The sequence below is a fragment of the Neisseria subflava genome (genome assembly GCF_003044645.1).
Taxonomy (GTDB): domain Bacteria; phylum Pseudomonadota; class Gammaproteobacteria; order Burkholderiales; family Neisseriaceae; genus Neisseria; species Neisseria subflava_B.
This window is the reverse complement of the sequence record NZ_POXL01000006.1, coordinates 139,897-159,300: the sequence shown is the minus strand read 5'-3', so window position 1 is coordinate 159,300 and position 19,404 is coordinate 139,897. Positions and strand designations below refer to the sequence as shown.

16 protein-coding genes are annotated in these 19,404 nt (G+C 51.3%); 7 read left to right on the top strand and 9 right to left on the bottom strand.

From position 1 onward, the window contains the following. Positions 1-21 precede the first annotated feature (21 nt). Positions 22-1,458 (top strand): NAD-dependent succinate-semialdehyde dehydrogenase, encoded by a 1,437-nt coding sequence (locus DBY97_RS08170; RefSeq protein WP_107858028.1) that lies wholly within the window; start codon positions 22-24, stop codon positions 1,456-1,458. Between the two features lie 50 nt (positions 1,459-1,508). Here the strand turns inward: DBY97_RS08170 and DBY97_RS08165 are convergent, their stop codons facing one another. Beyond that, positions 1,509-2,495, bottom strand: coding sequence for a malate dehydrogenase (locus tag DBY97_RS08165; RefSeq protein WP_107858027.1), 987 nt, complete (start codon positions 2,493-2,495; stop codon positions 1,509-1,511). Between the two features lie 121 nt (positions 2,496-2,616). Next, on the bottom strand, positions 2,617-3,591 hold the full coding sequence (locus DBY97_RS08160) for a PhoH family protein (RefSeq protein WP_107858026.1): 975 nt from the start codon (positions 3,589-3,591) through the stop codon (positions 2,617-2,619). A gap of 102 nt (positions 3,592-3,693) precedes the next feature. On the opposite strand from DBY97_RS08160, the gene DBY97_RS08155 reads away from it, so the two are divergent. From DBY97_RS08155 to rlmB, 3 genes are all read left to right on the top strand, one after another. Further along, complete coding sequence (locus DBY97_RS08155; protein ID WP_107858025.1) at positions 3,694-4,404, top strand: AzlC family ABC transporter permease; 711 nt, start codon at positions 3,694-3,696, stop codon at positions 4,402-4,404. Further along, the gene (locus tag DBY97_RS08150) at positions 4,401-4,709 is read left to right on the top strand and encodes an AzlD family protein (protein WP_003680717.1); all 309 of its coding nucleotides are present in this window, start codon (positions 4,401-4,403) and stop codon (positions 4,707-4,709) included. The genes DBY97_RS08155 and DBY97_RS08150 overlap by 4 nt, the downstream gene beginning before the upstream one ends. A 62-nt stretch (positions 4,710-4,771) precedes the next feature. Continuing rightward, the gene (gene rlmB / locus DBY97_RS08145; protein ID WP_004520319.1) at positions 4,772-5,521 is read left to right on the top strand and encodes a 23S rRNA (guanosine(2251)-2'-O)-methyltransferase RlmB; all 750 of its coding nucleotides are present in this window, start codon (positions 4,772-4,774) and stop codon (positions 5,519-5,521) included. A gap of 53 nt (positions 5,522-5,574) precedes the next feature. Here rlmB and DBY97_RS08140 read toward each other — a convergent pair whose 3' ends face one another. From DBY97_RS08140 to pdxH, 3 genes are all read right to left on the bottom strand, one after another. After that, a complete protein-coding gene (locus DBY97_RS08140) occupies positions 5,575-7,167 on the bottom strand; it encodes a vWA domain-containing protein (RefSeq protein WP_107858024.1) in 1,593 nt (530 codons plus the stop codon). Between the two features lie 250 nt (positions 7,168-7,417). Further along, entirely contained in the window at positions 7,418-8,476 is a 1,059-nt protein-coding gene (locus tag DBY97_RS08135) for a pseudouridine synthase (RefSeq protein WP_199900750.1), read from the bottom strand. Between the two features lie 158 nt (positions 8,477-8,634). Next, positions 8,635-9,267 (bottom strand): pyridoxamine 5'-phosphate oxidase, encoded by a 633-nt coding sequence (pdxH, locus tag DBY97_RS08130; protein WP_070695626.1) that lies wholly within the window; start codon positions 9,265-9,267, stop codon positions 8,635-8,637. Positions 9,268-9,378: 111 nt separating this feature from the next. On the opposite strand from pdxH, the gene dut reads away from it, so the two are divergent. From dut to guaA, 3 genes are all read left to right on the top strand, one after another. Continuing rightward, complete coding sequence (gene dut / locus DBY97_RS08125; RefSeq protein WP_003680707.1) at positions 9,379-9,831, top strand: dUTP diphosphatase; 453 nt, start codon at positions 9,379-9,381, stop codon at positions 9,829-9,831. Between the two features lie 186 nt (positions 9,832-10,017). Next, on the top strand, positions 10,018-10,344 hold the full coding sequence (locus DBY97_RS08120) for a hypothetical protein (RefSeq protein ID WP_039862324.1): 327 nt from the start codon (positions 10,018-10,020) through the stop codon (positions 10,342-10,344). Between the two features lie 148 nt (positions 10,345-10,492). Further along, on the top strand, positions 10,493-12,058 hold the full coding sequence (gene guaA, locus DBY97_RS08115) for a glutamine-hydrolyzing GMP synthase (protein WP_107858022.1): 1,566 nt from the start codon (positions 10,493-10,495) through the stop codon (positions 12,056-12,058). A gap of 71 nt (positions 12,059-12,129) precedes the next feature. On the opposite strand, the gene gloB is transcribed toward guaA, so the two are convergent. The 4 genes from gloB to purL form a co-directional block, all read right to left on the bottom strand. After that, positions 12,130-12,879: a hydroxyacylglutathione hydrolase gene (gene gloB, locus DBY97_RS08110; protein WP_107858021.1), complete on the bottom strand. Its 750-nt coding sequence runs from the start codon at positions 12,877-12,879 to the stop codon at positions 12,130-12,132. A 23-nt stretch (positions 12,880-12,902) separates the two neighbouring features. Next, positions 12,903-13,988 carry a hypothetical protein gene (locus DBY97_RS08105; RefSeq protein ID WP_107858020.1) on the bottom strand — a complete coding sequence of 362 codons (1,086 nt, stop codon included), beginning with the start codon at positions 13,986-13,988 and terminating at the stop codon, positions 12,903-12,905. A gap of 288 nt (positions 13,989-14,276) precedes the next feature. Further along, positions 14,277-15,080: an HNH endonuclease gene (locus DBY97_RS08095; protein ID WP_107858018.1), complete on the bottom strand. Its 804-nt coding sequence runs from the start codon at positions 15,078-15,080 to the stop codon at positions 14,277-14,279. 155 nt (positions 15,081-15,235) lie between these two features. Continuing rightward, complete coding sequence (gene purL, locus DBY97_RS08090) at positions 15,236-19,132, bottom strand: phosphoribosylformylglycinamidine synthase (RefSeq protein ID WP_107858017.1); 3,897 nt, start codon at positions 19,130-19,132, stop codon at positions 15,236-15,238. Between the last annotated feature and the right edge of the window lie 272 nt (positions 19,133-19,404).

Here is a 19,404-nt window from a genome sequence, read left to right as displayed (position 1 = left end):
ATTTTAGAAAGGTCGTTTCTCATGAAAGATTTTGCCCGTTTGCTCAATCATCCCGATATTTCCTTTGTTTCGATTCCAGATGCCATGAGAGTTGATAACCCTGCAACAGGTGAGGCTTTGGCGTTTGTCCGTAAGACTGATTCAGACGGCCTGAAGCTTTTGATTCAAAAGGCAGAGGCGGCACAAAAATTATGGGCAGCAAAAACTGCATTGGAACGTGCCGATGTGTTGTGGCGTTGGTATTTTTTGATTAAAGAAAACAAAGAAGACCTGGCACGGATCATGACGATGGAGCAGGGCAAAAGTCTGACTGAGGCGCGTGGTGAAATTGATTATGCGGCTTCGTTTGTGCGCTGGTTTGCGGAAGAGGCGCGGCGGATTGACGGTGATGTGCTGACGAGTGTGAAAGCGTCGCAAAAACTGGTTGTGTTGAAACAGCCTATCGGTGTTACTGCGGCGATTACACCGTGGAACTTCCCATCTGCGATGATTGCGCGCAAGGCCGCGCCTGCTTTGGCGGTGGGCTGCGCGATGATTGTTAAACCTGCATCGCTCACGCCTTTGAGTGCATATGCGTTGGCTGTCTTGGCTTATGAAGCGGGCGTACCGCAGGATTTATTGCCTGTTGTCAGTGGTAGTGCTTCGGAAATCAGCCATGAATTTGCTACAAACCCGACTGTGCGCAAAATCAGCTTTACCGGCTCAACTGAAGTCGGCGCGAAAATTTTTGCCGACAGCGCGGCGGACATTAAAAAACTTAGTTTGGAACTGGGCGGCAACGCGCCGTTTATCGTGTTTGACGATGCTGATTTGGACAAAGCCGTCGAAGGCGCGCTTGCCAGCAAGTTCCGCAACAGCGGCCAGACCTGCGTCTGCACCAACCGCGTTTACGCTCAATCCGGCATTTACGACGCATTTTGCCGCAAATTAAGTGAAAAAGTAGCCGCGCTCAAATTGGGCAACGGCTTAGATGAAGGTGTCAACCAAGGACCGCTGATTGAGGAAAAAGCGGTGGAGAAAGTCGAGCAGCACATCACCGACGCGCTCTCCAAAGGCGCGGTTTGTCTGACTGGCGGCAAACGTAGCGCGTTGGGCGGAACGTTTTTCGAACCGACCGTTTTAAGCGGCGTTACGGCGCAAATGGCGGTGGCGCGCGAAGAAACCTTCGGGCCGTTGTGCCCCGTGTTCCGCTTTGCAACCGAAGCTGAAGTCATCGCGGCAGCCAACGATACGGAATACGGTTTGGCAGCTTACCTTTTCACCTCCGACACCGCCCGTCAGTGGCGCGTCGGAGAAGCCTTGGAATACGGCATGGTCGGCATCAATACGGGTTTAATCAGTAATGAAGTAGCACCATTTGGCGGCGTAAAACGCAGCGGTTTGGGACGTGAAGGTAGCAAATATGGTGCGGACGAGTATTTAGAACTGAAATATTTGTGCATTGATGTAGCGGAATAAGGCTGCACAGAAAAGGCCGTCTGAAATTTGGTTTTCAGACGGCCTTTGTTTTAGAGTAGATCTTGGATGGCTGAACGCTCTTCTTCCAATTCGGCCAGCGTAGCGGCAATACGTTTTTGGCTGAATTCGTCCGACAAATCCAAGCCTTGGACGATGCGGTAGCTGCCTTCGTCGCAAATGACAGGGAAGCCGAAAATCAAACCTTCGGGAATGCCGTAAGAACCATCTGACGGAACGCCCATTGTTATCCATTTACCGCTGCTGCCGAGCAACCAGTCGCGCAGATGGTAGATGGCGGCATTGGCGGCGGAAGCTGCGGATGATGAACCGCGTGCGGCGATAATGGCAGCACCGCGTCCGGCGATTTTCGGCATGAAGACTTCGGTGTTCCAGTCGGGTTCGGTAATCATGTCTTGGACGGACTCGCCGTTGCTGGTGGCGTAGCGGTAGTCGGCGTACATGGTCGGGCTGTGGTTGCCCCAGACGCACATTTGCTCGATGGAAGTAATCGGGCGGTTGATTTTTTCGGCAATTTGGCTGACGGCACGGTGGTGGTCGAGGCGCATCAGGGCGGTGAAGTTTTCTGGCGGGATATCAGGTGCGGACTTCATGGCGATGTAGGCGTTGGTATTGGCCGGATTGCCGACGACGAGGACTTTAACGTTGCGATGGGCAACTTTGTTCAACGCCTCGCCTTGTACTTTGAAAATTTCGCCATTGGCGTGCAACAAGTCGGCACGTTCCATGCCTTGCGTGCGCGGACGTGCACCAATCAAGAGGGCGATGTCGGCATCTTTGAAGGCGACTTCGGGGTCGTCTGTGGCGAAGATGTCAGCAAGGAGCGGGAAGGCGCAATCCTGCATTTCCATAATCACGCCGCGCAATGCCTGTTGTGCCTGCGGCAAGTCGAGCAGCTGCAGGATAACGGGTTGGTCGCGTCCGAGCATGATGCCGCCGGCGATACGGAAGAGGGTGGCGTAGGCGATTTGGCCTGCCGCGCCGGTAACGGCGATTCGGACGGGTGGCTTGAGGGACATATTTTTCCTTTTGAAGTCTTTGTTTTACTTGATTTTCGGATTATAGCAGTATTATAGGGAGAATGATGTAGAAAGGCCGTCTGAAATTTGATTTTTAGACGGCCTTGAGTGTTTAAAAAGATTATTCGCCGCTTTTCTTTTCAGCTTGTTCTTCGGCAGCTTCATAGGCTTCGACGATTTTTTGCACCAAAGGATGGCGGACGACGTCTTCGCTAGTGAAGGTGTGGAAATACAGGCCTTCTACATCGCGCAGTTTTTCGCGTGCATCTTTCAAGCCGGATTTAATGTTGCGCGGCAGGTCGATTTGGCTGATGTCGCCGGTAATGACTGCTTTGGCACCAAAGCCGATACGGGTCAGGAACATTTTCATTTGTTCGGGCGTGGTGTTTTGCGCTTCATCCAAAATGACATACGCGCCATTTAAGGTGCGGCCGCGCATATAGGCCAGCGGCGCAATTTCAATCAAACCTTTTTCCATCAGTTTGGTTACACGGTCGAAACCCATCAAATCATACAGTGCATCGTAAAGCGGTCGCAGGTAGGGATCGACTTTTTGCGCCAAATCGCCCGGCAGGAAGCCTAATTTTTCTCCGGCTTCGACTGCGGGGCGTACCAACACGATGCGTTCGATTTGGTGTTTTTCCATGGCATCGACTGCGGCGGCAACGGCAAGATAGGTTTTGCCCGTACCGGCAGGGCCTAAGCCGAACACGACATCGTGGTTGAGCAAGGCGCGGATATAGCCGTTTTGGCGCGGGGTGCGGCCGCCGATGCTGCCGCGTTTGGTGCGGAAATAGTATTGTTGGTCGTGGTGTTTTTCTTCGTGTTTTTCATCTGCGGTTTTGGCTTCAACGGCCGCTAGGCTGATGGCGTTGTCGTCTAAGTCGCTTTTTTCTGCGGCTTCGGCAAGCGACAGCAAGGCACGACAGCCGGCGTGTGCCAGTTCGCCTATGAAGGTGAAATGTTCGAAGCGGCGGCTGATTTGGATATCAAGGGCTTTGCCTAAGGCTTCGAGATTGCTGTCGAGCGCGCCGCACAGGCGTTGCAACACGGTATTGTCAATTTCTTCAAACTGCAGATGGACGGTGTGGGTCATATCGGTTTCCGTAAATAAATCTAATTTTTCCGTATTATACCCTTGTTCAGACGGCCTGCTTTATAATACGTCGCTTCTTTTTAATAAACCGTTTCAATCAAAATGAATCACACTGCTTCTCCTCAATCGGAATTTCTGCGCGGTATCAAAGAATGTTCCCCCATGCTGATCGGCTTGTTGCCGTGGGCGCTGATTTTGGGCATGCAGGGTGGGCAGAAAGGCATGAGCTGGCTGGAAATGCTGTTGATGACGGGCATGAACTTTGCCGGGGGTTCGGAATTTGCCGCAGTCAATTTGTGGGCAAATCCTTTGCCGATTCTGCTGATTGCAACGGTAACGTTTATGATTAATTCGCGCCATATTCTGATGGGTGCGGCGATTGCACCGTATATGAGGGATATGCCGCTGAAAAAGGCGATGCCCGCGCTGTTTTTTATGTGTGATGAAAGCTGGGCAATGGCGTTTGCTGAAATTCAAAAACGTAAGGCGGCAGGTTTGCCTGCATTCAATATGCCGTTTTATGCCGGCGTGTGTTTTATTTTGTATGTAACTTGGATTGGTTTTGCGGCGTTTGGCGCGGCAGTTGGCCCGATGTTCGGCGATGTCGCGGCTTGGGGCTTCGGCATGGCGTTTCCTGCGGTGTTTTTAGTGTTGCTGCGCGGGATGTGGAAGAGCTTTGCGGCTTCACGCCCTTGGTTTGTCAGTCTGATTGTGGCATGCGCAACCTATTTGACCGTGGATGGCGCATGGTATGTTCCAGCCGGAACGTTGTCGGGCTTGTTGGCGGCGTATTTGTGGGGAGAGCAAAAATGAAGGATTTGTTGTCGCTGCAATCGTTTCTGCTGTTTTTAAGCATGTTGGCTGTTACCTATTCAACCCGATTAATCGGCTTTTTTGCATTGCGCAACCGTACATTGAGCCGTCGTGCGCAAGTAGTTATGGAGGCTGCGCCGGGCTGCGTGTTGATTTCGGTGATTGCGCCTTATTTTGTGTCGGACAAACCGCATGAGCTGATTGCCATTGCTTTGACGGTATTGGCGGCCAGCCGGTTTTCGATGTTGGTGACGGTATTAATCGGCGTTGGTACTTCGGGCATACTCGGTTATTTGATGAAATAAAAAATTTTCAGACGGCCTTACTTGTTATAATGGCCGTCTGAATTTTTCGATAAAGCAAAAACATGGCAAACCAACGACTCATCTATGGCTTTCACGCCGTCAATGCCCGTTTGTGGCAAAACCCGAAATCGATTACCGAACTCTATATCCAAGAGGGCAAATCCGATGCGCGCACCCGCGATGTATTGGATAAAGCAGCCTCTGAAAACGTACGCGTGCATTTCGCCGATGCCGACCGCCTGAATGCCATCAGCAAAGGGGCGCGTCATCAGGGCGTGGTCGGATTTATCGATGCTTCCAAAAACCATGTTCATTTGGAAGATGTGTTGGAAAACCTGAGCGAACCGCCGTTTTTGCTGGTATTGGACGGCATTACCGACCCGCACAACCTCGGCGCGTGCCTGCGTACTGCCGATGCGATGGGTGTACATGCCGTGATTGCGCCCAAAGACAAAAGCGCCGGCCTAAATGCGACCGTCAGCAAAGTTGCCTGTGGCGCGGCGGAAACCGTGCCGTATATTACCGTAACCAATCTTGCCCGTACTTTGCGTGAGCTGAAAGAATACGGCATTTGGATTGTCGGCACGGACATGGGTGGCGACTCCGACCTTTACCACTGCGACTTGCCCGACAGTGTGGCTTGGGTAATGGGCAACGAAGGCGAAGGCATGCGCCGCCTGACGCGCGAACATTGCGATATGCTGGTATCGATTCCGATGTTTGGCACTGTAGAAAGTATGAACGTTTCCGTCAGCGCGGGCATGGTATTGAGCGAAACCCGCCGTCAACGGGTGTTGAAATCGGAAAAATAAAAAGTTTAATTAAAAGGCCGTCTGAATGTTCTTCAGACGGCCTTTTTCAGGTTTTATTCTTTAACCAAAGGACCTGATTTCTTTTCGCTACCGGCGGCAATGCGTACCAATTGGAGAAACTCCGATTTCAGTTCAAATGGATCATTGCCTTGGACTTGCTGCGCCATTTTTTCGATGTCGCTCCAGCCCAGTTTGCCGTTGTATTCGCCGCCGCGCAGGGCTTGCGCGTAAGAGGCTGCGGCAAGAGCGAGCAGGGTGTCTTTATTGGCTTGCTCCAGCGGTTTGCTGCCAACGGGGATTGCTTGTTCCATCAGCTTGCTGTCTTTTTCCCCAGGCAGCTTATAGCGGACTTTGACAAAGGCGTATTCGTTTTTACTGCCTTTAGCGGCAGGGGCTTTTTGATAGCGTGATTTGTTCAGCCAGCCGTTTTTGCCTGCCGGAATGATTTCATAGATGGCGGTCACGCTGTGGCCTGAGCCTATATCGCCCGCATCTACTTTGTCATTGTTGAAGTCTTCATTGCGTAGAGTGCGGTTGGTGTAGCCGACCAAGCGGTATTCTTTGACAGTGGCAGGATTGAATTCGACTTGGATTTTGACATCTTGCGCAACGGTGGCAAGCGTGGAAGTCAGTTGCTGCTGCAGAACTTTTTTCGCTTCTTTTTCGTTGTCGATATAGCTGTAATTGCCGTCGCCTGCATCGGCAATTTGTTCCATCATGTCTTCGTTGTAATTGTCCGTACCGAAGCCTAGCGTGCTGAGTGAAACGCCGGTTTTACGTTTTTCGGCAACCATGGATTTGAGCGTCTCGGTATCAGATACACCAACATTAAAGTCGCCATCGGTCGCCAAAAGGATACGGTTGATGCCGTTGGGTACGAAGGCTTTTTGCGCTTGCTCATAAGCCATTTGCAGTGCGGATTCGCCGTCTGTTGCGCCGCCTGCTCGCAGCTTGTCGATGGCGTTCAGGATGGTTTCTTTATTTGCACCTGATGTGGGCGGGAGTACCAGATCTTCACCTGACGCATAGGTAATCAAGGTCACTTTGTCTTGCGGGCGCAGTTGTCGGGTTAGGATGCGCAGGGTTTCTTGAACCAGCGGAAGTTTGTTTTCTGCATTCATACTGCCGGATACGTCCACAAGGAAAACGAGGTTGGCAGGCAGCAGGTCTTTCTTTGCCGTGTCTTGTGCTTGGATACCGATTTTGATCAGCTTGGCTTCCGGTTGCCATGGAGAATCAATGGTTTCAGTATGAACGGCAAATGGACGGCTGTCAGTAGGCAGCGGATAGTTATAAGGGAAGTAATTGACGATTTCCTCAATCCGTACAGCATCTTTAGGCGGCTGTTTGCCGCTGTTCAGAAATCGGCGGACGTTGGCGTAGCTGCCGGTATCGACATCGATGCTGAATGTGGAAACAGGCTCTTGGGCAACGGATTTAACCGGTTGGTCAGGTTGTTCTTGGTAGCGTTCAGTGTTTTCTGTAAGAGACAGATTTTCTTCAGCAACGGCAGCAGCAGGCAATGCTGAGTCCGGTGCGCCCTGAAGATTTTCGGTTGATGAGTCTGATCGGTCGAGAGGACCGGAACACGCAGTCAAAGCCGCTAAAGTGAGTATGGAAACGGTTTTCAGGAAGAAACGGGGCATGATTTAAGCTCCTGGGAAATATCACATGCTGATTGTTAAAAGTGTTGTTGGCAGTGTATTGGAGATTCAACGCTGACGCTGAGTCACTTTTTTTGAATTTTAATATGTGAATAGTGGGTTAAGTTTAAATCAGGACAAGGCGGAGCAATGCAGTACTGGTCTAAACTTAACCCACTATGTTTATGACTTAGGCAAGATTTTGTCGGGCTGAGACGATTTTGTAAAGGTCTCAGCCCCGATTTATCTTACATTAACTTTTCTTCCGGCGACGTTCGCCCGGCAGCAGCATATCTGCCCATTTGATGATGTTGGCAACTTCTGCCGGATTGAGTTCGTAGAACTGGCCGCGTTTGAGGCGGTTTGGCAGACCGATGGGGCCGAAGCCTACGCGGACGAGGCGGCTGACGGTCAGGCCTTGGCTTTCAAAGATACGGCGTACTTCGCGGTTGCGGCCTTCTTTGATGACGACGTTGTACCATTTGTTTGCGCCTTCGCCGCCTTGTTCGTAGATGCGTTCGACTTTTGCCAAACCGTCTTCGAGCATGACGCCTTCTTCGGTCAGAATGCGCATTTGTTCGGTGGTCAGTTCGCCCAATACGCGTACGGCGTATTCGCGTTCGACTTCAAAGCTGGGGTGGGCAAAGCGTTGAACAAGTTCTCCTGAGGTGGTAAGGATCAAAAGGCCGCTGGTATTGATGTCCAAACGGCCGATAGCCACCCAGCGGCTGCTGGCTGCTTGCGGCAGGCGGTCGAAAATGCTGACGCGGCCTTGCGGGTCGTCGCGGGAAACGATTTCGCCTTCTTGTTTGTAGTAGAGGATGATGCGTGGCAGGCGGTCAGCCCATTTGAGTTTGATGATGCTGCCTTTGACGGTAACATGATCGTCGGGCGTAACTTTTTCGCCTAGTTGCGCTACTCGGCCGTTGACCGTTACCCAGCCGTTGCTGATCCATTCTTCCATTTCGCGACGTGAGCCGACGCCGGAGGCGGCCAGGACTTTTTGCAGGCGCTCGGGTTCAAAGCGGGAAAGGTCGCTGCGGCGTTCTTTCAAATCGCGGGCGTGCTCCATGATTTTTTGGTTGGGGTTGCGGACAACCAGTTTTTTGGCTTTGGCGGCACGTTGTTTTGGGGCGGTATTTTGAGCTTTAGGGCCGTCTGAAACTTTTTGGCCGTAAGGTTTGCCTGATGTTTTGCGTTCGTCGTCTGGACGTTTTTTATTGACAAAGGATTTGGCCGGTTTGGAAGGTTTTTTGGCGGTAGACGATACGCCGTCGCGCCATTGGCGTTTGCTGGAAGGCTGTTTGGACATGATTTTTCCTAACTCGCTTGAAAAGCGGTTCTTCTGCGGCGGTTGCGGCAGGGGTTGGATTGGGGGAAAAGGCCGTCTGAAAATCAGATTCAGACGGCCTGCCGATGAAAGACTGTATTGTAACTCAACCAGTAAATTTTTGTTTGAAAATCCGAAAATTATGGTGAAAGGCGTTCGCGTATCCAGTTGCCGTCAACTAGGCGGTATTGGATGCGGTCGTGCAGGCGGCTGGGGCGGCCTTGCCAGAATTCGATGCGGTCGGGGATGACGAGGTATCCGCCCCAATGCGGCGGACGGGGGACATGTAAGGGATGTTTGACGCCGACAGCTGCGGCTTTGGCCACCAAAACGGCTTTGCTGGAAATCACTTCGCTTTGATCGCTTGCCCATGCGCCGATACGGCTGGTATACGGGCGGCTTTCAAAATATTCGTCCGAAGCGGCGGCGTCGAGTTTTTCAATGCGTCCTTCAACGCGCACTTGGCGTTCGAGTTCCGGCCAGAAAAAAGTCATGGCGGCAAAGGGGTGTGCCGTATAGGAGCGGCCTTTGCGGCTGTGGTAATTGGTAAAGAAAACAAAGCCTTTGGGGTTGACTTCTTTCAGCAGCACCATGCGGCTGTTTGGCCTGCCGTCTTCGCCCACGGCGGCAACGTTGACCGCAGTCGGTTCGTTGACTTCGGCGTGAATGGCTTCGTTCAGCCATTGCTCGAATTGGACAATCGGGTCGGCGTGGCATTCGGCTTCCGATAGCTCGCGTTTGCTGTAATCTTCGCGGATATTGTGCAGATCCATGATTTTTCTCCTTAGGTTTGACTGAATCATACCCCGTTTTTTCAGACGGCCTCAAGGGCATTTGTGTATAATCATAGCCCTTTCCAATATAGAACAATACGGAGTCCTGTCATGCAAACCGAAGTCGAACTGAAAATCTTAAATCCGAAAATGGCCGATTCCCTGCCTGCTTATGCAACGCCCGGTTCTGCCGGTTTGGACTTGCGTGCCTGCCTGGATGAAGCTGTTGTATTGCAGCCGGGCGATGTGTATCTTGTGCCGACCGGTTTGGCGGTGCATTTGGCCAACCCTGCGTATGCAGCCGTTTTGTTACCGCGTTCCGGTTTGGGCCATAAGCACGGTATTGTTTTGGGCAATTTGGTCGGTTTGATTGACTCGGATTATCAAGGCGAATTGAAGGTTTCTCTGTGGAACCGTGGTAAAGAAGCGTTTACCATCGAGCCGATGGAGCGCATCGCGCAAATGGTGATTGTGCCGGTTGTCCAAGCCGCGTTTAAAGTCGTGGACGAGTTTGCCGCCAGCGAGCGCGGTGAAGGCGGATTCGGCAGCACCGGCAAAGCCTGATTCTTTAAAAGGCCGTCTGTAACAGGAAAAATTGAAATATTTGATTTCGGTTTGCCACGGTTCAGACGGCCTTTTTGTTGTGCCAACCTTTGCATAATTACACACAAGATTGCATTTTTATATCTTGCCTGCATGGCCGACGCACCCAATAATACAGGCCGTCTGAAACCTTTACGGAGCGTTGTTATGTCCCGTCCTTCACTTTTTCTGCCTTTGTTTTTGATTATCTTTGGCGCGATTTGGTTTTTACGTGCTACGGATATTTTGCCTGCGACATCGACCATGATTGCCGGCGCATTAATTATTTTGGGCTTTGCCGTGTTGATTATGGACGGCATCAACAAACAGTCCATTGTTTCCGGCCCGATGCTGGTTTATATCGGTACAGCCATTTATCTGCACATGAGCTACTGGATTTACCTCTCGCCTCTGCTGGCCATCGGCATGGTCGTGTTGGGTTGCCTGCTGTTGCTCTCACGCAGCGATATGATTCCTGAGAAACATACAAAATAGAAAGATGAGAGATTTGGGTTTTGCCCTATAAAGGCCGTCTGAACAATGGTATAATCCGCCGTTTCAGACGGCCTTTTTTATTGTGGTTTAAATTTGAAATTTACCCTCTCGGCCGCACCGTTTTCTTACATTTTGCAAAGTTTCCGCCATGACCCAAGACAAAATCCTTATTCTCGACTTCGGCTCGCAAGTTACCCAGCTGATCGCCCGCCGCGTGCGCGAATCCCACGTTTACTGCGAACTGCATTCTTTCGATATGCCTTTGGAAGAAATCAAAGCCTTCAATCCGAAAGGCATCATCCTCTCCGGCGGCCCTAATTCCGTTTACGAATCCGATTATCAAGCCGATACCGGCATTTTTGATTTGGGCATTCCGGTTTTGGGCATTTGCTACGGAATGCAATTTATGGCGCACCACTTGGGCGGCGAAGTTAGCCCGGGCAACCAACGTGAATTCGGTTATGCGCAAGTTAAAACCATCGACAGCGAGCTGACACGCGGCATTCAAGATGATGCACCAAACACGCTCGACGTATGGATGAGCCATGGCGATAAAGTTTCCAAACTGCCTACCGGCTTCTCTGTCATCGGCGACACCCCGTCTTGCCCAATTGCCATGATGGAAAACGCTGAGAAACAATTCTACGGCATCCAATTCCACCCTGAAGTGACCCACACCAAACAAGGCCGCGCGTTGTTAAACCGCTTTGTCTTGGATATTTGCGGCGCACAACCAAGCTGGACCATGCCGAACTACATCGAAGAAGCCGTTGCCAAAATCCGTGAACAAGTCGGCAGCGACGAAGTGATTTTAGGTTTGTCCGGCGGCGTGGACTCTTCCGTAGCGGCCGCGTTGATTCATCGTGCCATCGGCGACCAACTGACCTGCGTGTTTGTTGACCACGGTCTGTTGCGTTTGAACGAAGGCAAAATGGTAATGGACATGTTTGCCCGCAACTTGGGCGTACGCGTGATTCACGTTGATGCCGAAGAGCAGTTTTTAGCGAAACTTGCCGGCGTGACCGACCCAGAGAAAAAACGTAAAATCATCGGTGCGGAATTTATCGAAGTATTTGATGCAGAAGAGAAAAAACTTACCAACGCCAAATGGTTGGCGCAAGGTACGATTTACCCTGACGTAATTGAATCCGCAGGCGCGAAAACCAAAAAAGCCCACGCCATCAAATCCCACCACAACGTCGGCGGCCTGCCTGAAAACATGAAGCTCAAATTGCTTGAACCATTGCGCGACTTGTTCAAGGACGAAGTGCGCGAATTGGGTGTGGCTTTGGGCCTGCCTCGTGAAATGGTGTACCGTCATCCGTTCCCCGGTCCCGGTTTGGGCGTGCGTATCTTGGGCGAAGTGAAAAAAGAATACGCCGACTTGCTCCGTCAGGCAGACGACATTTTCATCCAAGAATTGCGCAACACCACCGACGAAAACGGCACATCTTGGTACGACCTGACCAGCCAAGCCTTTGCCGTATTCCTGCCTGTGAAATCCGTCGGCGTAATGGGCGACGGACGTACTTACGATTACGTCGTAGCCTTGCGTGCTGTGATTACCAGCGACTTTATGACTGCGCACTGGGCAGAGCTGCCATACTCGCTGCTTGGCCGCGTTTCCAACCGCATCATTAACGAAGTCAAAGGCATCAACCGCGTGGTTTATGATGTCAGCGGTAAACCGCCTGCCACAATTGAGTGGGAATAATCCCTAAATAATAAAGGCCGTCTGAACAGATATTGTTCAGACGGCCTTTATTATTTAGGGACTAAGCCCAATTAAAATTGATTTTTCAATTCACGCAAAGCGGCGAAGACTTCGAGTTCGCTGTTTAATTTTCGTCCGCTCAATTCTTCGGCGCGCGCTTGAACTTGGGGCAGGTGTACGCGGAAAAACGGATTGACTTTGCGTTCGTGCGCCAGGCTGACAGGCAGTGTCGGCGTGTGTTCGGCTGCGGCCAAGGCCGTCTGAATGTCGGCGTTGTCCGGCTCGATATGCAGGGCAAAGCGCAGATTGGAGGCGGTGTATTCGTGCGCCGGATAAAACAGCGTTTCTTCGGGCAGCTGGTTGAATCGGTGGAAGCTGTCGTAAAGCTGCTCGATTGTGCCGGTAAATACGCGGCCGCAACCGGCTGAGAATAAGGTATCGCCGCAGAAAACGTGCAGGCCGTCTGAATTTTCCAGCAAATAGCTGATGTGGCGGTCGGTATGACCGGGGGTTGCCCAAACGGTAACCAAGCCTTCGCCAAACGGGAACTGCGTACCTGCGGTGACGGTATGCGTCGCCACGTCGATGTCGCTTTCGCCATAGATTGGGGATTCTAAAAAGCCGTGGAACAGGCTTTTTGCGCCGCCGGTATGGTCGGGGTGCGGATGGGTAATCCATGTTTGCGCCAGCATTAGGCGGTTGTGGACGAGGAATTTCAAAACGGGCGTGGCATCGGACGGATCGACGCAGGCGGCATGGTTGCCTTCTTGAATCATCCAGATGTAGTTGTCGTTTAGGGCTTGGATTGGCGTGATTTTCATATGCTTTCTTCTGGTTAGGGGTTTCAGACGGCCTCTAAATAATCTTTGATATTCGGGCTTTGGCCGAACACGGCTTCATGGGCTTGATGGATGCACAGTCGGTTGAACAGCAATCTTTGGGTTTGGTCGCCGTCGATAATCCGCACTTGACCTTGCAGTTTGGGCGCGTCGTGATGAAAGGTATTCTTAAACGCGTGCCAACGGTCGGTTTGCAGATGGACGATGGCAAACATATCGTGCGAAATATTAACGCCGACGCTGAATAGCTTGGCCGAGGCTTGCAGGCAGAAACTGCTGTCGCCAAACAGGCACAGCCCTGTGTTTTCCGGATAGCGGAACAATTCGATTTTCACGGCTTCGGGTTCGGCAAAGATGTTGCAAAAAAGCCGTTCAAACAACGACGGCTGCGCCACGCCTTCGCTCAACATACCGTAAAGCCCGCCCAGCCAATCGACATAGCCGAGAAAGGTGAAACGGTAGTCCTGCATAATGGCTTCGATGCGCTTGGGGTCGCGTTTGCTGATCAAGCGGACAAATTCAAAACCGACTTCCGGCAGCCGCGCCCGAAGTGTTTGATGCAGGCGGTGGGCAAACAGGTTTTTATGGTTGTGCGGATTGCGCAGAATGCCGAGGAATTTCAGCCTCAATATCCGCCACAAGGCATCCGGTACTTTGACGGTATCGGCATTTGCCGTAGGTGTTTTCAGACAGCCTGCAGGTAAGGTACGCAGATGACTGCAGGCTTCTTCGTAGCCGCTTTCATGACGGTTGAACCAGCTTTCCAGATTGTATTGGTTGGCGGAGTCTTCGACAAAGGTCAGTGTATAGAGGTTTTTCGCCGCCAAGTTGCCGATGATGTTGACGCTTATCGCTTCGGTGCGGTTTTGTTCTTTGCGGCGGGCTTTTTCGCCAGTATGGAACATAGACAAGGGCAAGCGATAAACGTTTTGGTTTTGCGGGCTGACCTGTGGATTATGCGAATGCTGCCGCTGCTCGGTTTGGGCGATGAAGTGGTGTTCCTTCGTCGGATTTGCGGTCAACAGGGCGTAAGGCTTTTCTCCGCATTCGGAAAATTCGCAATCGCTGAGGATAAAGGCTTGTCGAGTCATAATGTCGGGAAAGGCCGTCTGAATATGTCGATTATAGCTGATGGGGAGCTAAGGGGGATTATGATTATACGGAATGATGCTTCTGCTTGCAGAACACGCTAATGGAATGCCGATAATGGGAATCCAAAAAAACACTTCGCCACCGTCATTCCCGCCTACGCGGGAATGACGGTGGTCGGTTTGGTCTTTATATGCAAAAGGACGCAAAAAGGTCGTCTGAAAACAGGTATAGAGTGGTTCGCTAAATCGTTTTCAGACGACCTTAAATCAACAGACTGTTCAACCCATCTATTCTTCTTTTTGGAAGACATGGTTGCGGTGATACTCGAAATATTTTTCGCTTTCCGGTCGAATTTTTAATTTCATATCGCGAGAAATTCCAAGCCGCTTTTGATTTTCTGAATCGATTGTCGGGCTGATTTTTATCGTACCGTCGGTATCAAACGTAATCAGTCCATTATCGAATAATCTGTCGATATTGGGTGCGAGCATCAGACCATTGAAGCGACATAAACGCTCGTTATCATCGCACACGCTCCAAGGTTTAATATGGCTGGCAATGAGTAAAGGCTCGATATCTAGACCGGTCAGCGGGCAGCTTGGATACAGTTTGAGTAGTTTTTGTCGGAAACTGCCTTGCCCTTGACGGGCTTTTATCAAAGTCTCAATTTCGGTTCGTTTTGCTGAATTGGTCTCAGATACTAAACATTCTTCGAGTTCGTCTATATCAGATTTTAAGGACAGGGCAGAAGCCGCCTGAAGATTTTTTATTTCTGCGTACCATGCCACTAATAATCCTCTTTTCTTACAGGTTCTGCATGGAGTTAGTTCTTTGTTGTATGTGTTCAAGCTCCATCGTTCAAGTTCTTCGATTGAGTTTGAGCAAACTTTGAAATATTTTTTAGTTGTGCGCCCCGGCCTTTTATTTAGTTGGCCACAATTAGCAAAATGTATTTTGGGATAATCTTTATAAATCTTAGAAGGGTCTTTAGTTTGATCTATATTTAATACAAATCCATTTGAGTTTTCTTCAATCCATTTAATATATTCATCATCATTCGGCTTGTTTTTAAAAATTACTTTGTCAGACATAAGCTTCTCCAAATCTTTCTATAAATTCAATTAAGTTTTTTTGTATATAGGTTCGGGATAAAAAATCTAGGCCGTCTGAAACAGGTTGGAGCGAAGTCCGATGTGCCTATTTCAGACGACCTTTTCTTTAAAGCCGAATCAAATCAGCCTGCCGGTTAACCCAAAGCTTTTCTTGCGCCGGCAAAGAGGCGGTACCAGCCGGACAATTCCGTCCAGTCTTCCGGTTTCCAGCTCATTTGTGCGGCGCGGTACACGCGTTCCGGATGCGGCATCATGATGGTAACGCGGCCGTCGGCGTTGGTCACACCAGCAATACCTTGAGGCGAGCCGTTAGGGTTGAGCGGATAAGTTTGGGTCACTTGGTTTTGACCGTCTACATATTGCAGCGCAATGCCCAAATCGGCAGAAATATTGCCGCCGTGAAGCGCGAAGTCGGCGCGGCCTTCGCCGTGGCTGACGACGACGGGCAGGCTGGAGCCTTGCATTTCGTTCAGAATCAGCGACGCGGATTTCGGTACATGAACCATGCTCAGGCGCGCTTCAAACTGTTCGCTCAAATTGCGTTTGAATTTCGGCCAGCCTGCCGTGCCGGGGATGATTTCGGCGAGGTTGCTGACCATTTGACAGCCGTTGCACACGCCCAATGTCAGCGTGTTCGGATCGGCAAAGAAGGCGGCAAATTGGTCGCGCAGAGCAGGGTGGAACAGAATCGATTTCGCCCAGCCTTCGCCTGCACCGAGTACGTCGCCGTAGCTGAAGCCGCCACACGCCGCCAGCATTTTGAAGTCGGCAAGGTGGACGCGGCCTGCCATCAGGTCGGACATATGCACGTCGTAGGCATCAAATCCGGCGCGGGTAAAGGCGGCGGCCATTTCGATTTGTCCGTTTACGCCCTGTTCGCGCAAGATGGCGATTTTGGGTTTTGCACCGCTGTTGATAAACGGCGCGGCGATGTCTTCGTTTACATCAAACTTCACGTCGGCAAACAATGCGCTGCGTTCGTTGTCGTCAATCAGGGCAAACTCGTTGTCTGCGCAGGCAGGGTTGTCGCGCAGGCGTTGGATGGCGTGGCTGGTTTCCTGCCATGCGCGTTGCAGGTCGGCGCGGTTTTGTCCCAATACGATGCCTGTCTGATTGCGGATAACGATTCTTTCGTCAGAACCAATGGTGGCAACGGTATGCAGTGCCAAATCAGCTTCTTTAAACAAGGCTTCTACGGCTGCTACATCTTGTTTGGCAATTTGAATCACTGCGCCCAGCTCTTCATTGAACAATGCGCGGATGCTGGCTTCGTTGACATCGGCTTGGTTGGCAACCAGCGAGGTCAAATCCACATTCAAGCCACACCGTGCAGCAAACGCCATTTCTACCAATGTGGCAAACAAGCCGCCGTCGCTGCGGTCATGGTATGCCAAGAGTTTGTCTTCGGCGACAAGCTGTTGAATCACGTTGTAGAAGCCTTTCAGACGACCTGTATCGTCCAAATCGGGTGCTTCGCCGCTCATATTGTTATAGACCTGACCGAACGCCGAGCCGCCCATACGCGCTTTGCCGAAGCCCAAATCGATAAACAGCAATACGCTGTCTTCAACGTTTTTCAATTCGGGCGTAACGGTTTTGCGCACATCTTTCACAGGCGCGAACGCGGAGATAATCAGGCTCAACGGCGAAACGACGGATTTTTTCTCTTCGCCGTCCTGCCAAACGGTTTTCATCGACAGGCTGTCTTTGCCCACGGGAATGCTCAAATCCAATGCCTGACAGGCTTTAGAAACGGCTTCGACGGTGCGGTAGAGTTTTTCGTCTTCGCCTTCGTTGCCGCACGCCGCCATCCAGTTGGCGGAAAGTTTGATGTTGCCGATGTCGCCGATGTTGACCGCCGCGATGTTGGTGATGGCTTCGCCGACGCACATTCTGCCCGAAGCAGGCGCGTCAAACAGGGCGACAGTCGGTTTTTCTCCCATAGACATCGCTTCGCCACGATAGGTATTGAAGCCCATCATGGTAACGGCGCAGTCGGCTACGGGGGTTTGGTATTTGCCGACCATTTGGTCGCGGTGGGTCATGCCGCCGACACTGCGGTCGCCGATGGTAATCAGGAAGTTTTTAGCCGCTACGGTAGGCAGGCGCAGAACGCGGTAGGCGGCTTCGGTAATGTCGATATCGCCAGCGTTAAACGGTTTTTCAGACGGCGTAACCGTTTTGTCGGTGCGCGTGGTTTTGGGCGGTTTGCCGAGCAAGACGTTCAGCGGCAAATCGACGGGATTGTTGGAGAACAAGTCGTCGCGTACTTTCAAATGACCATCGTCAGTCGCCGTACCAACCACGGCAAACGGGCAGCGTTCGCGTTCGCAGATGGCGCGGAAGGTCTCCAAATCTTTTTCCAAAATGGACAACACATAACGTTCTTGCGATTCGTTACACCAAATTTGCAGGGGGTTGAGGCCGTGTTCTTCCAGCGGTACTTCGCGCAGCTTGAATACCGCGCCACGTCCGGCATCATTGACGAGTTCGGGGAAGGCGTTGGACAGGCCGCCCGCGCCGACGTCGTGGATGGAGATAATCGGGTTTTTGTCGCCAAGCTGCCAGCAACGGTCGATGACTTCTTGCGCGCGGCGCTCGATTTCGGGGTTGCCGCGTTGTACGGAGTTGAAGTCCAAAGATGCGTCGTTTGTGCCGGTGTTCATGGAAGAAGCCGCGCCACCGCCCAAGCCGATGAGCATGCCCGGGCCGCCCAGTTGGATCAGCAATGCGCCTTCGGGGATTTCGTCTTTGTGTGTTTGTTGTGCCTGAATGCTGCCTAAGCCGCCGGCAATCATAATCGGTTTGTGGTAGCCTCGGACCTGACCATCAAATTTTTCTTCAAAGGTACGGAAGTAGCCCAAGAGGTTCGGACGGCCGAATTCGTTGTTGAACGCTGCGCCGCCGATCGGGCCTTCAATCATGATGTCTAGAGGAGAAGCAATATGGCCGGGTTTGCCGTAGGCTTGTTCCCAAGGCTGCTCCAAGCCCGGAATATTCAGGTTGGAGACGGTAAAGCCGGTCAAGCCTGCTTTCGGACGTGAGCCTTTACCTGTCGCGCCTTCATCGCGGATTTCACCGCCCGCACCCGTTGCCGCACCCGCAAACGGCGCGATGGCGGTCGGGTGGTTGTGCGTTTCCACTTTCATGATGATATGGGTGTCTTCTTCGTGGAAACGGTAGCCTTGGTTTTCCGCCGCATTCGGATAGAAACGCTCGATTTTCGCGCCTTCAATCACGGACGAGTTGTCTTTATAGGCAACGACTGTGCCTTCGGGATGCGCGTTGTGCGTATCGCGTATCATGCCGAAAAGGGATTTCGGTTGTTTTTCGCCGTTGAGGATGAAATCGGCGTTGAAGATTTTGTGGCGGCAGTGTTCGCTGTTTGCCTGTGCGAACATCATCAATTCAACATCGGACGGATTGCGGTTTAAAGCCTGATAGTTTTCAACCAGATAATCGATTTCGTCGGCTGAAAGCGCCAAGCCCATTTCGGTATTGGCTTTGACCAATGCCTCTTTACCGCCGCCCAATACATCTACGCTGGAGAAGGTTTCCGATTGGATATGGTGGAACAGTTGCGCCGCAGCATCAATGTCGGTCAATACGCTTTCGGTCATGCGGTCGTGCAACAGGGCTGCCCATTGTTGTTTTTGCCCGTCGGTAAGCGCACCTTCCAACCACACGGCCATGCCGCGTTCAATACGCTCAATGCCTTCCAAACCGCAGTTTTCGGCGATATTGGTTGCTTTGGAAGCCCAAGGCGAAATGGTACCCAAACGGGGCGTTACCAAAAATAAATGCAAGCCCTCGCGCGCTTTGGGCGTTTGTTCAACGCTTTGCGCTGCCAGTAAGGCTTGCAGTTTTTCGACTGTCGCGGCATCAAGTGTTTTTTCGCTACCGACAAAATACCAAAATTCGCTGCTTAATTTGACTTCGGGCAGGCCGAGGGCGGCTGCTTTTTGGAAGAGTTTTTCAACACGGAAATCGGAAAGGGCGGTTACACCGCGCAAGGGCAGAACAACAGACATGGATTCAGCTCACAAAATGCAGTTGGGGAATCCATTATTATACCTGAAAAATGCAATTTTGCTTGTGAATTTATACTTCAAGTGTTGACAATTTTTGCTTGTAAATTGAATGGGGATGAGGCGATCGTGTCATCTGCTTTTTTTATTTTGTACCTGATTATTCAATTATTTTTGTTTATTTTTGAAGAATCGGGAGGAATGGGAATAGATGGGCATAAAGGTATAAAGTAAAAATTATTTAATTGTTGTCTTTGACATTTTGCTGACAATAA

What these genes read in the sequence shown, in the direction of transcription:
- DBY97_RS08160 (WP_107858026.1), bottom strand. Translation starts at nt 3,591, where the DNA reads ATGACCCACACCGTCCATCTGCAGTTTGAAGAAATTGACAATACCGTG.
- DBY97_RS08105 (WP_107858020.1), bottom strand. Translation starts at nt 13,988, where the DNA reads ATGACTCGACAAGCCTTTATCCTCAGCGATTGCGAATTTTCCGAATGC.
- pdxH (WP_070695626.1), bottom strand. Translation starts at nt 9,267, where the DNA reads ATGGATCTGCACAATATCCGCGAAGATTACAGCAAACGCGAGCTATCG.
- purL (WP_107858017.1), bottom strand. Translation starts at nt 19,132, where the DNA reads ATGTCTGTTGTTCTGCCCTTGCGCGGTGTAACCGCCCTTTCCGATTTC.
- DBY97_RS08150 (WP_003680717.1), top strand. Translation starts at nt 4,401, where the DNA reads ATGAAGGATTTGTTGTCGCTGCAATCGTTTCTGCTGTTTTTAAGCATG.
- guaA (WP_107858022.1), top strand. Translation starts at nt 10,493, where the DNA reads ATGACCCAAGACAAAATCCTTATTCTCGACTTCGGCTCGCAAGTTACC.
- DBY97_RS08155 (WP_107858025.1), top strand. Translation starts at nt 3,694, where the DNA reads ATGAATCACACTGCTTCTCCTCAATCGGAATTTCTGCGCGGTATCAAA.
- DBY97_RS08095 (WP_107858018.1), bottom strand. Translation starts at nt 15,080, where the DNA reads ATGTCTGACAAAGTAATTTTTAAAAACAAGCCGAATGATGATGAATAT.
- dut (WP_003680707.1), top strand. Translation starts at nt 9,379, where the DNA reads ATGCAAACCGAAGTCGAACTGAAAATCTTAAATCCGAAAATGGCCGAT.
- DBY97_RS08170 (WP_107858028.1), top strand. Translation starts at nt 22, where the DNA reads ATGAAAGATTTTGCCCGTTTGCTCAATCATCCCGATATTTCCTTTGTT.
- DBY97_RS08135 (WP_199900750.1), bottom strand. Translation starts at nt 8,476, where the DNA reads ATGTCCAAACAGCCTTCCAGCAAACGCCAATGGCGCGACGGCGTATCG.
- DBY97_RS08120 (WP_039862324.1), top strand. Translation starts at nt 10,018, where the DNA reads ATGTCCCGTCCTTCACTTTTTCTGCCTTTGTTTTTGATTATCTTTGGC.
- DBY97_RS08165 (WP_107858027.1), bottom strand. Translation starts at nt 2,495, where the DNA reads ATGTCCCTCAAGCCACCCGTCCGAATCGCCGTTACCGGCGCGGCAGGC.
- gloB (WP_107858021.1), bottom strand. Translation starts at nt 12,879, where the DNA reads ATGAAAATCACGCCAATCCAAGCCCTAAACGACAACTACATCTGGATG.
- rlmB (WP_004520319.1), top strand. Translation starts at nt 4,772, where the DNA reads ATGGCAAACCAACGACTCATCTATGGCTTTCACGCCGTCAATGCCCGT.
- DBY97_RS08140 (WP_107858024.1), bottom strand. Translation starts at nt 7,167, where the DNA reads ATGCCCCGTTTCTTCCTGAAAACCGTTTCCATACTCACTTTAGCGGCT.